At 35.2% G+C, this 13,326-nt stretch carries 13 protein-coding genes and 1 pseudogene; 4 read left to right on the top strand and 10 right to left on the bottom strand.

Going from position 1 to position 13,326, the window contains the following annotated elements; all coding sequences use genetic code 11:
• Positions 1–2: 2 nt before the first annotated feature.
• From BAU28_RS14170 to BAU28_RS14155, 4 genes are all read left to right on the top strand, one after another.
• Positions 3–431 carry an ImmA/IrrE family metallo-endopeptidase gene (locus BAU28_RS14170; protein ID WP_071718867.1) on the top strand — a complete coding sequence of 143 codons (429 nt, stop codon included), beginning with the start codon at positions 3–5 and terminating at the stop codon, positions 429–431.
• A gap of 42 nt (positions 432–473) precedes the next feature.
• On the top strand, positions 474–1,361 hold the full coding sequence (locus BAU28_RS14165) for a hypothetical protein (protein ID WP_071718866.1): 888 nt from the start codon (positions 474–476) through the stop codon (positions 1,359–1,361).
• Between the two features lie 75 nt (positions 1,362–1,436).
• Positions 1,437–2,078, top strand: a complete 642-nt coding sequence (locus BAU28_RS14160; protein ID WP_071718865.1) for a hypothetical protein — start codon at positions 1,437–1,439, stop codon at positions 2,076–2,078.
• A 297-nt stretch (positions 2,079–2,375) separates the two neighbouring features.
• Entirely contained in the window at positions 2,376–3,923 is a 1,548-nt protein-coding gene (locus BAU28_RS14155; RefSeq protein ID WP_071718864.1) for a recombinase family protein, read from the top strand.
• Between the two features lie 32 nt (positions 3,924–3,955).
• Here BAU28_RS14155 and dpaB read toward each other — a convergent pair.
• From dpaB to rbfA, 10 genes and pseudogenes are all read right to left on the bottom strand, one after another.
• Positions 3,956–4,381, bottom strand: a pseudogene (dpaB, locus tag BAU28_RS14150) (dipicolinate synthase subunit B); the annotation flags it as partial.
• A complete protein-coding gene (gene dpaA, locus BAU28_RS14145; RefSeq protein WP_002173077.1) occupies positions 4,378–5,280 on the bottom strand; it encodes a dipicolinic acid synthetase subunit A in 903 nt (300 codons plus the stop codon). The gene dpaA and the pseudogene dpaB, both read right to left, overlap by 4 nt.
• 224 nt (positions 5,281–5,504) lie before the next feature.
• Entirely contained in the window at positions 5,505–5,756 is a 252-nt protein-coding gene (locus tag BAU28_RS14140) for a YlmC/YmxH family sporulation protein (protein WP_048371618.1), read from the bottom strand.
• Between the two features lie 135 nt (positions 5,757–5,891).
• A complete protein-coding gene (locus BAU28_RS14135; RefSeq protein ID WP_002173079.1) occupies positions 5,892–7,133 on the bottom strand; it encodes a M16 family metallopeptidase in 1,242 nt (413 codons plus the stop codon).
• 86 nt (positions 7,134–7,219) lie between these two features.
• Positions 7,220–8,119, bottom strand: coding sequence for a polysaccharide deacetylase family protein (locus BAU28_RS14130; RefSeq protein WP_071718863.1), 900 nt, complete (start codon positions 8,117–8,119; stop codon positions 7,220–7,222).
• Between the two features lie 156 nt (positions 8,120–8,275).
• Positions 8,276–10,414, bottom strand: a complete 2,139-nt coding sequence (gene pnp / locus BAU28_RS14125) for a polyribonucleotide nucleotidyltransferase (protein WP_071718862.1) — start codon at positions 10,412–10,414, stop codon at positions 8,276–8,278.
• Positions 10,415–10,574: 160 nt separating this feature from the next.
• Entirely contained in the window at positions 10,575–10,844 is a 270-nt protein-coding gene (rpsO, locus tag BAU28_RS14120; RefSeq protein WP_001229392.1) for a 30S ribosomal protein S15, read from the bottom strand.
• Between the two features lie 100 nt (positions 10,845–10,944).
• On the bottom strand, positions 10,945–11,916 hold the full coding sequence (ribF, locus tag BAU28_RS14115; protein ID WP_071718861.1) for a bifunctional riboflavin kinase/FAD synthetase: 972 nt from the start codon (positions 11,914–11,916) through the stop codon (positions 10,945–10,947).
• 43 nt (positions 11,917–11,959) lie between these two features.
• The gene (gene truB, locus BAU28_RS14110) at positions 11,960–12,883 is read right to left on the bottom strand and encodes a tRNA pseudouridine(55) synthase TruB (RefSeq protein ID WP_048371625.1); all 924 of its coding nucleotides are present in this window, start codon (positions 12,881–12,883) and stop codon (positions 11,960–11,962) included.
• Positions 12,884–12,969: 86 nt separating this feature from the next.
• Positions 12,970–13,326, bottom strand: coding sequence for a 30S ribosome-binding factor RbfA (rbfA, locus tag BAU28_RS14105; protein ID WP_000776443.1), 357 nt, complete (start codon positions 13,324–13,326; stop codon positions 12,970–12,972).

The following is a 13,326-nucleotide window of genomic DNA, read 5'->3' as shown; positions in this document are numbered from 1 at the left end:
AAATGGAAATTAAAGAATACGCACTCAAAATCGCAGAAAAACATGAAACAACAAATCCATTTGAAATTGCTAGACGAAAAAATATTATAGTGTTGTTTGAAGACCTTGGGAATACTCTTGGTTTTTACAACACATACAAACGCTTTAAATTCATTCATATTAATAATCAAATCGACGAAACTACTCAACGTTTTGTGTGTGCTCATGAACTTGGACATGCCCTATTACACCCAAAAGCAAATACCCCATTTTTAAGAAATAAAACTCTGTATTCTGTAGATAGGTTAGAGATTGAAGCAAATACATTTGCAGTCGAGCTCTTATTACCTGATGAAATGATTTCTGAATATCAAGATACTAATCTATCAATTCAAGAAATAGCTGAAATCTATGGGATTCCAGAAAATTTTGCTCGTTTAAAAACCTATTAATATGAATTTAAAATACAACTTTATAAGTTAGGAGTTACATAGATGAAAATATTTTTCTCATTTCTATTTGCAATAGCAATGATAGCCACGTTCATTTTACTAATTACATCATTAGTGTTTCGTTTAAAAAAGAAACCAACCACTAAGAAATACTTTAAGCTTACAGGTATAGCTTTTGTTTTATCTATCATTTCATTAATTGTAGTTAACATGAACATTACACCACAAGAAAAACAAGAAATTCTCGCTAAACAAAAAGCTGAAGAAAAGCTAAAGGCCGAAGAAAAACAAAAAGATAAAGAACAAAAAGAAGCTGATGAAAAGCTAAAAGCCGAAGAGAAACAAAAAGCTAAAGAGCAAAAAGAAGCTGATGAAAAGCTAAAAGCTGAAGAGAAACAAAAGGCTAAAGAGCAAAAAGAAGCTGATGAAAAGCTAAAAGCCGAAGAAAAACAAAAGGCTAAAGAACAAAAGGATGCTGATGAAAAGCAAAAAGAGTTCGTGTCTTACGCTAAAAACATCAGAGGTAGCAGCTTTATTAAAGAAATGAAACTTAACAATAATGAGGCTGAAATTACATTCCATGATTCATTTGCATCCTATAAATCAGCTAACCCTACTAGCTTAAATACAGAAGAACAATATAAACAATATTTTTCAACTGGAAATACTATTGAGAAAATATTTGTAAGCGAACCTGCAAGATTACTAAGACAATTTCCAGATTTAAATGCTGTAAAGATGACTCTTCCATATGAAGGAAAAACATACAATATCAACTTGGATAGAAAATCTTTAAATACACACTTAGGCTTTAAAATTGAAGATTTAAAAGTTGAAGACAAATCTTGGGTCAAAAAGTTTGACGATCCATACGTATATGATAAGACAAAACGTAAGGCATTCTTTACGAAATTTGTTACTATTCAATAAAATATCATTTTTATAAACTTCTCCTAGCCAATGAATTTTTTATTAGAGAAAATATAAACGAAAGAAGTGATTATAATGAATCCTAACGACGTTAAATTAACTCCAAAAGAAAAAGTACATCTAGGCATAGAAGCCTGCTTACAACTAATTCCAACTATCGGTGGGGCTATTTCAACATCTTTCTATGGTTATCAAAAAGAAAAGAAACTTAAGCGACTTGAATCTTTTTATAATGAGCTATCAGAAGAAATGATTGCTCTAAAAACTTCCGAACAAAATTCATCGGCAACTCTTGATATGGATGAACTACTAAGTATCATTGAAGATTTAAATGAAAAAGTTGAACGTGAACATGTTGAAGAAAAACGGAACTATTTTAAAACTTATTTCATAAATAACGTCTTACATCCAAAACAAGTTAACTATGATAACAAAAAATTCTTTTTAGATACTTTAGCAAAGATGACTTTAATAGAGTGCAACAGTATCTTATACCTTTTCGATCAATATGAAAGAGTAATTGTAGATTCCGTTATCTCGGGTGCAACGAGTAATTATGAAAAACTAGGTGCAATGCACCGTTTGCAATCATATGGTTTTATTGAAATGGGAGAGCGATTCAAGACAGATTTCACAGGTAAAATGACTCATGATACCTATGTTAAAATTACTGATTATGGAATAAAATTCGTACAATTTTGCTTAAAAAAGGATTAACCATTTCTATCAAACCTTAAATACGCAACAAAAATAGTGCTACAAATTATAATTAACCATAACCACCAATATTTAACTAACAACTGACCTTGAGTTAAATTAATAAAGTCATTAAAAAATTGATTCATAAAAAACCTCCTCTTTTCATTTTATCAAATGAAGGTAAAAATACATAACTTCATAAATATTTATTCATATAAAGTCCCTTTTGGGGGCTTTATATTTTACTATTAAGTACACTTACTTCTTTAGCATCTTAACTTTCTATATAATAACTACTAACAAGGAGGTCTAATTATGAAAACTGCAATCTATCTACGTAAATCCCGCGCCGATCTCGAAGCTGAAGCACGTGGCGAAGGTGAAACGTTAGCAAAGCACCGCTCTACCCTGCTGAAAATTGCCAAGGAAATGAACTTAAATGTTTTAGCTGTCCGTGAGGAAATCGTTTCTGGTGAGAGCTTAGTGAAACGTCCTGAGATGTTAGCGCTGCTTGAAGAAATTGAAGATAACAAATATGATGTTGTTCTTTGTATGGATATGGACCGTTTAGGTCGTGGTGGTATGAAGGAGCAAGGAATCATTTTAGAAACGTTTAAACGCTCGAATACGAAGATTATGACACCTAGGAAGACTTATGACCTTAATGATGAGTGGGACGAAGAATATAGCGAATTTGAAGCGTTTATGGCACGTAAGGAGTTAAAGATTATTACACGTCGTATGCAACGCGGCCGTATCGCAAGTGTAGAGGCTGGAAATTACCTTGGCACACATGCGCCATTCGGATATGATATCCATCGTTTAAATAAGCGAGAGCGTACGTTAACGATTAATTCAGAAGAAGCTTCTGTTGTAAGAATGATATTTGATTGGTATGCAAATGAAGATATGGGTGCGAGTGCAATTAGAAACAAGTTAAATGACCTTGGCTACAAAAGTAAGTTAGAGAATGATTGGAATCCTTATAGTATCTTAGATATATTAAAGAATAATGTGTACATCGGAAAAGTAACATGGCAAAAGCGAAAAGAAGTAAAACGGCCTGATGCTGTAAAACGTAGCTGTGCAAGACAAGATAAATCAGATTGGATTATTGCTGATGGAAAACATGAGCCTATCATACCCGAAAGCTTGTTTGAACAAGTACAAGAAAAATTAAATTCAAGGTATCACGTTCCTTACAATACGAATGGAATTAAAAATCCACTAGCTGGTATTATTAAATGTAGTAAATGTGGTTATAGTATGGTCCAACGTTATCCGAAGAACCGAAAAGAAACGATGGATTGTAAGCATCGCGGTTGCGAAAACAAATCAAGCTATACGGAATTAATTGAGAAGCGTTTACTCGAGGCATTAAAAGAATGGTACATCAACTATAAAGCTGATTTTGAAAAACATAAGCAAGATGACAAATTAAAAGAAACACAAGTTATTCAAATGAATGAAGCTGCATTACGTAAGCTTGAAAAAGAATTAGTGGATGTCCAAAAACAAAAAGGTAATTTACATGATTTATTAGAACGTGGCGTTTACACAGTCGATATGTTTTTAGAACGTTCGAATGTAGTTTCTGATCGCATTACTGAAATTACTTCCACGATGGAAAACTTAAAGAAAGAAATTAAAACAGAAATTAAGAAGGAAAAAGTGAAGAAAGATACAATTCCTCAAGTAGAGCATGTTCTTGATCTATACTTTAAAACAGATGATCCAAAAAAGAAAAACAGCCTCCTAAAGTCGGTTTTAGAAAAGGCTGTTTATAAAAAGGAAAAGTGGCAAAGGCTCGATGATTTCGAACTTGTGCTTTACCCTAAGCTCCCTCAAGATGGCGACATATAAGCGTTTATGCTTTGTTGTCACCTTGTTGGTGTAATTAGATTTACCCCATTAAGACCTAAAGCATCATTCGTCGATACAGCCAACACAACAGGCTTTCCATTTCTAAGCGTCGCCTTCGCCGCCATTAATACTGGAGAATCTGTCATCGCGTTAGCAAATTTACTCATCGAATTTCCAGTTAAAGGAGCAATTACCATACAATCTAGCGGGATTTTCGGTCCTAATGGTTCTGCTCCGACAATTGAATTTATTGCTTTAAATCCCGTTATTTCTTCAATCCTTTTAATCCATTCTGCCCCTTCGCCAAATCTAGTATTTGTTGATTCGACAGTATAAGAGACAACTGGACGCACTTCCGCACCTTCTGCAATTAACTTTTCTAGATGCGGCATAACTTCCTCATACGTACAATGTGAACCTGTAAATCCGAAGCCAATTCGTTTCCCCTTCAAACTCATTTCTCATCCTCCTCCTTTGCACTTGCATCTGCTATTAATAACTGAGAAAGAACATTCGCTAAAATTTGCCCAGCTGTTTTCGGTGCAACAATTCCAGGAAGACCAGGTGCTAATAGTGCCTTCACGCCTCGCTTTTCCGCATAACGAAAGTCCGTTCCACCTGGCTTAGAAGCCAAATCTATAACTAACGTGTGAGCAGGCATCCGTGAAAGTACACTTGCCGTTACCACGAGATGCGGAATTGTATTAATAACAATATCGATATTGCTTACTTCTTTCTCAATGTCTTGCATATGAAAAGGAGAAAACATCATTTCTGTAATACGAGCAATATGTTCCGAACGTCTCGCTCCAACTTTGACATGTGCTCCTAATGATTGAAAGGCTCTTGCTACACTCATACCAGTTCTACCAAATCCTAAAACCATTACATTCGACCCATGAATTGTGTAATCAGTATGTTGAATAACCATCATTAATGTACCTTCTACAGTCGGAATAGAGTTATAGATTGCAACATCATCACGATCAAATAATTTTACCAGTTTGCGATTTGTAGTAGACACGAGATTTTCCAAGTAAGGTGTACCAATACCTGAATATATAGTAAAGTTTTCTGGCGTCTTTTCAATTTGTTCTTTCGTTATGGAAACTTTTTCATTTGAAAAAATAGTATCTACTTCTCCTTTGGCATTCGTCCCTGCAACCGGCAAAATAATCGCATCTAAAGAAGTGAAATCTAAATCTTGTATACTTTCTTTTGCTGCCCCTGTGAAGCCATGATCTAACTGTTCAAACCCTATTAATGAAAGTTTCGCGTCCAGTTCGACTAGCTTGCGAATTACTTCTAGCTGCCGTGCATCTCCTCCTATGACAGCAATATGCATCTCAGTCAACATTCCCTAATTCACCTTCTTTTTCTTTCATTTATAAGAAAAATGCCTACTTTTTCTTTTTCCTCCACATCATATGTAATGTACGAGTTTGAGGTGATTGAAAAGCAAAAAGCACACGTGATTTATGATTGGTGTGGGCTAATAATCAGTGGGGGACGGACAAAACCCCCACTAATTAAAGTTTCACTTTATATAAAAATAAAAAAGACAACCAAAATGGTCATCTTTCACTCCGATTTTGAATGGTTCGTAAGATCACAAAGTATCATATCATGTCCCACCTTCTTTATTTTGCTCCATTCTACTCTCATTTCTTGCTGTTCTCTTTTAAAACCTCCCCATTTCCCAACAGGTATAATAAGCGCTTGTATTTGTCCATCTCTCTCATCAATTTCTAAATCTGTATGACCTAAAACTCCCATTTTTTCTGCTCTTTCTAAATCCACAATCTCTTTGCCACTTAATTCACTTAAACGCATTAAATCTCCCCCTATCCTACTTTTCATGAAGGTTATCCTATAATAAGTACCTATTCTGCATATCTAAAAAAAATAACCGTATCTCATATAAAAGAGATACGGTTATTTCCAAAAGCGAATGAATTACAAAACCGATTAAAGTTTCATTCCTTTTGGCAGTTTTCCATCTGGACTAATAAGTGCTGCAGAGAATTCATCGGTAAACATGTTGCGAATTAATTCGTCTACATTTTGTTTTGTTACAGTATTTACACTTTCAATAATCTCATCAAGAGAACGATGTTTACGAAGAAGCAGTTCGTTTTTACCGTTACGACTCATACGACTATTGGTACTTTCTAAACTTAACATTAAGTTTCCTTTTAATTGTTCTTTACTATTAACAAGCTCTTTTTCTGTAATACCTGTATTTTTTAACGTATCTAACGTTTCTTGCATTGTTTCATACAGTGTATCTAATTGTTGACTGCCTGTTCCACCGTAAAGCGTTAACATACCTGTATCTTCATAAGAAGAATGGTAAGAAAATACTGAGTATGCCAATCCACGTTGTTCACGTACTTCTTGGAATAAACGGCTACTCATGCTACCACCTAAAATATTATTCAATACAATTAAGTTATAAATATCTTCGTGTCCCATTTGCAAGCCTTTATATCCTAAACATAAATGAGCTTGTTCTGTTTCCTTTTTACGTGATACTTTATTAAAGTGGAAAATTGGGCTATGTACTTGTTCACGATTTGTTGTTCCTTCGTAATTACCGAAATATTGTTCCACAGTTTGAACAAATGCTTCATCAATATTTCCAGCAATTGATACAACTACGTTTTCAGGTGTATAGTGATCTTTAATATATTGACGTAACGTATCACCTGTAAATGTTTCAAGCGTTTCCTCTGTTCCTAAAATAGGATATCCAAGCGGATGCGTTTCATATGTTGCTTTCGTTAACATATCATGCACAATATCATCTGGAGCATCTTCGTACATTTTAATTTCTTCACATACGACATTCTTCTCTTTTTTCAGTTCTTCCTCATCAAATGTTGAGTTAAAGAACATATCCGCTAATACATCTAAAGCATATTTAGCATGCTCATCTAGCACTTTCGCATAGTAACATGTATATTCTTTTGAAGTAAAAGCGTTTACTTGTCCACCAATGCTATCAAATGATTCTGCAATCTCTCTTGCACTTCGCGTTTCTGTCCCTTTAAAGAACATATGCTCTAAAAAGTGCGAAACTCCATTATTTTTTTCATTTTCATTTCTTGAACCTGCATGGATCCATATCCCAATTGCAACCGAGCGTACAGTTGGTATATTCTCCATAACAATTCTTACACCATTTTTACAAGTATATTTTTTAATCAAAAACTTTCCTCCTACTGCCAGTTTCTCTAAATAATTGCTATTGTTTAATGATAACAAGTTTACAGATGAATGTCATGCAAATGTATTTAATCCACACGTTTTTCATCTAGTAATTCTGTAATATTCCCCACTTTATATCCTTGTTCCTTCAAATTTTTAATCATAGTATCTAACGCTTCTGTTGTAGATGAAGTAGGGTGCATTAGCACAATAGCACCTGGATGGATTTTTCGCATTACTCTCTGCAATAGTACATCCGGTTCTGGACGCTTCCAATCAATTGTATCTACAGTCCACATAATCGTCCCCATTTGGAAATCATTCGCTATTTTTACTACCTCATCCCGAAAGCTTCCGCTTGGCGGGGCAAACCATCTCACTTTTTGATTCGTAGCTGCTTCTATCATTCGATTCGTTTTTTGTAATTGATCTCGTATTTCATCCGCAGATAGCGTTTTCATATTAGGATGTGTGTAAGAATGATTTCCTACTTCTTGATTTGCATCCACAATCATTTTTGCAAATCGTAAATTTTCTTTCACCCAACGCCCTTCTAAAAAGAAAGTCGCCTTCACATCATGTTTTTTCAATATCTCTAATATACGTGGCAAATACTCATTACCCCAGGCCACATTAATTGTTAATCCCACCATTTTTTTATTTGGATGTCCTCGATAAATGGGAGCTGGTGATAAATCTGCTAAGTGGACACTTGGTGATACTTCCTTAAATTCAAGTTGTTTGTGATCAAACTTCTTGAGCTTCTTCATATTATTATAGGACGCTTCTATATCCACTTGTCTTCCATTATACCCAGGCGTCGCTTTCCAAATCTTATCAATCATCGCATTTTGCGGTAAGATCTCGTACTGTTTTGCATGCTTTCGAATCTCTTCATGCAAGCTATCCTGTGCAAAGACTGAATAAGAGCCAAAACCCACATATAAAGAAAATATAAATATGTATGCCAATATACGAACTTTCATAAAAAACCCTCCCATTAACTATAAAAAAAGAAACCATTTTCTTCTTATCTTTGTTAATTTGAGCGTTATGATGAAAACTATACCTATACTCACATAAAAATCTATATGAATCACATTTTTTACATAACAAAAAAAGCCAGTTAAACTGGCTTTTACTTATTGCTGCTCTTGTTTATTTTCTTCTTTAGCAGCTTCTTTTTCTTGCTCTTCTTTTAGCAATACTTTTCTAGATAGGTTCACGCGACCTTGCTTGTCAATCTCGATAACTTTAACTGTGATCACATCACCGATTTTCACAACGTCTTCTACTTTACCTACACGCTCAAGTGCAAGTTCAGAAATATGAACTAATCCATCTTTACCGCTGAATAATTCAACGAAAGCACCGAATTTCTCGACACGTTTTACTTTTCCTTCGTAGATTTCACCTACTTGTACTTCGCGAACGATATCTTCGATAATTTTCTTCGCTTTGTCATTCATTTCTTGATTTATTGAAGAAATGAATACTGTACCATCTTGCTCGATGTCAATTTTAACACCAGTTTCTTCAATAATTTTATTGATTTGTTTACCGCTTGGTCCAATAACGTCACGGATTTTATCTGGGTTAATTGTCATTGTAATAATCTTTGGAGCGTAAGCTGATAATTCAGTACGTGGCTCTGCAATAACAGATAACATATGATCTAGAATGTGCATACGACCAACTTTCGCTTGTAGTAATGCCTCTTCTAAAATCTCACGAGATAAACCATCGATTTTAATATCCATTTGCAGTGCAGTTACACCTTGTGCTGTACCTGCTACTTTAAAGTCCATATCGCCTAAATGGTCTTCCATACCTTGAATATCAGTTAAAATTGTGTAATGCTCACCAGATTTAACTAGACCCATTGCAATACCAGCAACTGGAGCTTTAAGCGGAACACCAGCATCCATCATTGCTAAAGTACTACCACAAATACTTGCCTGTGAAGTTGAACCATTTGATTCTAATACTTCAGATACAAGACGTACTGTGTATGGGAAATCTTTTTCAGATGGAATTACAGGCTCAAGAGCACGTTCTCCTAGTGCACCGTGACCAATTTCACGACGACCTGGTCCACGCATCGGTCTTGTTTCACCAACACTAAATGATGGGAAATTGTAATGGTGCATGAAGCGTTTTGATTCTTCTACACCAAGACCATCTAAAATTTGCACATCGCCTAATGCACCTAATGTACAAATACTTAATGCTTGTGTTTGTCCACGTGTGAATAAACCAGAACCGTGTGTACGAGATAAAATACCAACCTCTGATGCTAAAGGACGAATTTCATCACCTTTACGACCATCTGGGCGGATTTTTTCAACTGTAATAAGACGACGTACTTCTTCTTTTACAATTTTATATAAAATCTCATTTACTTGTCCTAATGTGTCAGCGTCAGCTTCTTGAGCTTCGTAATGCTCAATTACACGCTTTTTCACTTCGTTAATTGCATCTTCACGTGCATGTTTCTCATGCACTTGAATTGCAGAATGCATATCTTTCTCAGCCATTTCACGTACAGCTTGATTAATATCAGCGTCAACTTCGTAAAGTTTCACTTCTGATTTCTCTTTACCTACAGCTTGTACAATCTCTTCTTGGAATGCAATCAGACGTTTAATTTCGTCATGTCCAAACATAATTGCTTCTAACATTGTTTCTTCAGGTACTTGATCTGCTCCTGCTTCAACCATGTTAATTGCATCTTTCGTACCCGCTACAACAAGGTGCATATCACTTTGTTCTTGCTGTTCTACTGTTGGATTAATAACGAATTCGCCATTAATACGACCAACTGTTGCACCAGCGATTGGGCCTTCAAATGGAATATCTGAAATCGATAACGCTAATGAAGAACCAAGCATAGCTGCCATTTCAGAAGAACAATCTTGATCAACACTCATTACAATGCTGACAACTTGTACTTCGTTACGGAAACCATCTGCGAAAAGCGGACGAATTGGACGGTCGATTAAACGACTTGCCAAAATTGCTTTTTCACTTGGACGACCTTCACGTTTAATAAAACCGCCTGGAATTTTTCCGACTGCATATAAACGCTCTTCATAGTTTACTGTAAGTGGGAAGAAATCTACATTTTTAGCCTCTTTTGATGCAGTTGCTGTAGATAGAACCGCTGTATCGCCATATCTTACTAATACTGCTCCGTTCGCTTGTTTTGCAAGCTGACCAGTTTCAACTGTTAGCTGGCGACCAGCTAAATCTATCGAGAAGACTTGCTTTTCTTGACTCATTTAAGTACCCCTCTCAATTTAAAGTATTCAATTCTTCTATGTAAATGGATAGTATATCACAATATTCTACCTCTAGTATTGCCGAAAATTAAGTAAGCTATAAAGCGTAGAAGATATATTTTTACCTAACAAAAAAGCGGGAATATTCCCGCTTCTTTGACTATCGACGTAAGCCAAGCTTTGTGATTAATTCACGGTAACGTGTGATATCGCTATTACGAAGGTAAGTTAGTAAGTTACGACGTTTACCAACCATCTTTAATAGACCACGACGTGAATGATGATCTTTCTTGTGAGTACGTAAGTGCTCGTTTAGAGTGTTAATTTGCTCCGTTAGGACAGCAATTTGAACCTCTGGAGAACCAGTATCAGTCTCATGAGTTCTAAATTGTGCAATGATTTCATTTTTACGCTCTTGTGTTAAAGCCATCCTATTTCACCTCCTATTAATTAAACCCCCAATTACCTAGCAAGCGTCGGTGAGTCGCAATGCCAAGCAATGGTTGTCATAAAGTACATAACATAGAATACTACTTTTCATTTGAAAAAGCAAGTGTATTCTTTACGCTCGCAAAATATTCTTGGGCAACTTTTTTATCCCGAGCGATTTGTGCAACTAACTCATCAATACCATTGAACTTTTTTTCTTCTCTTATACGCATGTGCCACTCTACTGTAACACTTTGTTCATATATGTCTTTATTAAATTCAAATAGGTGTACTTCAATCGATAATTGACGCTCATTCTCTTTGAAAGTTGGTTTATATCCGATATTACATACGCCATCATGCCACTCATCATGAACTTTCAGCCTTACTGCGTATACACCTACAGGTGGCAACAAATATTCATCACTTAAACCTACATTTGCAGTCGGAAAACCAATTTGGCGTCCACGCTTATCACCGTGCACAACTGTTCCTTCTACCGTGTATGCTCTTCCTAAAATAGATGGAATTTGTTCCATTTCGCCATTTCGAATTAACTTTCGTAATGAAGTAGAACTTACTTTTTCTTCTTGATATTCAACTTTTTCGATCACGGTCTGTGTAAACTCCCCTCTTGCATGAAATGGTAAAGTCTCCATCTTCCCTTTTCCTAAACGTCCATATGAATAATCAAAGCCTGCTACTACATGCTTTACATTTAAACCAATAATATAATCATCGACAAACTGTTGTGGCAATAATCCAGCAAATGGTTCATCGAATTTCACCACATATAATATATCAATTCCTAAACTTGCGACGATTTCTTCTTTAAGGCGCATCGGTGTAATGTACTCCACATGCGCTTCTTTTTTTCCTAATACAACAGATGGGTGTGGATGAAACGTCATGACAGCACTTTTACATCCTCTTTCATCCGCTATTTTTTTCGCTGTTCGAATTACACGTTGATGTCCTAAATGAATGCCATCAAAATATCCTAATGCCATTACAGTAGGTGGTAATTCTATTTTATTTTGTTCATGTGGATGAGTTAAATGAATAAGTTTCACGCTTGAATTCACCTTTTTCTGTAATAATCCTTCCAATAATTCATTATAGCTTTAGTTCTTGATTATTCACAAGTACTTTCATTGGCTTTAGCATACCAGGGTGTTTTGGATGGTGCTCATAAATTGCTAAGCAACGATCATTTTTATCAAATACTGTAATAAATGGTGCTGTTGTTTCTAATTCATTCTTTAAGAACATACCATTTTTTATTTTCTCTGCTTGCTTTTCATCTACAACCATTTTTGGAAACTTACTTAGCGCCTCATCAATTGAAATGAAAATAGACTCTACTGTTCCATTTTGCACGTTTTCTTCAATTTCTTCAAATGATATGCAATCTTCTAGTAAAAATTCACCAGATGCTGTTCTTACAAGGTGAGACATATGTGATGGAAAACCAAGTTTTTCACCAATCATTACTGCTAGCGTTCTTACATATGTTCCTTTACTACACGTTACACGGAAACGGAATGAAACGTTTTCCCCTTCAAAAACTTCATGTTCATCAAGTAATACAAATTCATGAATTGTAATTGTACGAACTGGACGTTCAACTTCTTGTCCTGCTCTTGCATATTCATATAATTTTTTCCCGTTAACTTTTACAGCTGAAAACATCGGAGGCATTTGTTCAATCGTACCTGTTAATTCTGCAAGAACTCCTTCTACTTCTTTACGAGTAATAACACGGTCAACATTTTTTGTTTCCACAACTTCACCAGAAGCATCTTCAGTTGTTGTTGAAAATCCTAATGTCACTTCACCTTCATATGTTTTCGTTTCACTCGTTAAAAACTGTGCAATCTTCGTTGCTCGTCCAACACAAATAGGTAATACTCCTGTTACATCCGGATCTAATGTTCCCGTATGACCAATTCGTTTCTCACGTAAAATCTTTCTTAATTTAAATACACAATCATGTGATGTCATGCCTTTTGGCTTATGTAATAATACTACACCTTCCATATATGTTCACCTCATCATAATTCTTTCATAGTAAATATCCAAAACTTATTTTGCATTGAAAAAATGGATAGACAATTGTCTATCCATTATTCTTCACGTTTACCTTCTTTATTAATTTCATGTAAAAGTGTATCAATTCGATGACCATATCCGATAGACTCATCAAATTCAAAGGAAATTTCCGGTGTTTTACGAAGACGAATACGTTGGCCAATTTCTGAACGAATGAAGCCTTTTGCCTTCGCTAAACCTTTTAATGTACTTTCTTTCTGTTCTTCATCACCTAAAACAGAAATATATACTGTAGCAATTTGTAAATCTCCACTCACTTGTACATCTGTTACTGTAACAAATCCGACACGTGGATCTTTAATTTTACGACTGATGATGTCGCCTAATTCTTTTTTCATTTGCTCGCCTACACGGTTCGCACGTAATTTCAT

Source organism: Bacillus paramycoides (assembly GCF_001884235.1).
In the GTDB taxonomy this organism is placed as follows: domain Bacteria; phylum Bacillota; class Bacilli; order Bacillales; family Bacillaceae_G; genus Bacillus_A; species Bacillus_A paramycoides.
The sequence above is the reverse complement of the archived record's forward strand: the minus strand, read 5'-3'. Positions and strand labels throughout refer to the sequence as shown.

Bases quoted from the DNA above. Each gene is read 5' to 3' on its own strand.
- rpsO (WP_001229392.1), bottom strand. From the start codon at position 10,844: ATGGCTTTAACACAAGAGCGTAAAAATGAAATCATTGCACAATTTAGA.
- BAU28_RS14155 (WP_071718864.1), top strand. From the start codon at position 2,376: ATGAAAACTGCAATCTATCTACGTAAATCCCGCGCCGATCTCGAAGCT.
- BAU28_RS14130 (WP_071718863.1), bottom strand. From the start codon at position 8,119: ATGAAAGTTCGTATATTGGCATACATATTTATATTTTCTTTATATGTG.
- rbfA (WP_000776443.1), bottom strand. From the start codon at position 13,326: ATGAAATTACGTGCGAACCGTGTAGGCGAGCAAATGAAAAAAGAATTA.
- BAU28_RS14140 (WP_048371618.1), bottom strand. From the start codon at position 5,756: ATGCGTTTAAGTGAATTAAGTGGCAAAGAGATTGTGGATTTAGAAAGA.
- BAU28_RS14165 (WP_071718866.1), top strand. From the start codon at position 474: ATGAAAATATTTTTCTCATTTCTATTTGCAATAGCAATGATAGCCACG.
- truB (WP_048371625.1), bottom strand. From the start codon at position 12,883: ATGGAAGGTGTAGTATTATTACATAAGCCAAAAGGCATGACATCACAT.
- BAU28_RS14170 (WP_071718867.1), top strand. From the start codon at position 3: ATGGAAATTAAAGAATACGCACTCAAAATCGCAGAAAAACATGAAACA.
- dpaA (WP_002173077.1), bottom strand. From the start codon at position 5,280: ATGTTGACTGAGATGCATATTGCTGTCATAGGAGGAGATGCACGGCAG.
- pnp (WP_071718862.1), bottom strand. From the start codon at position 10,414: ATGAGTCAAGAAAAGCAAGTCTTCTCGATAGATTTAGCTGGTCGCCAG.
- BAU28_RS14160 (WP_071718865.1), top strand. From the start codon at position 1,437: ATGAATCCTAACGACGTTAAATTAACTCCAAAAGAAAAAGTACATCTA.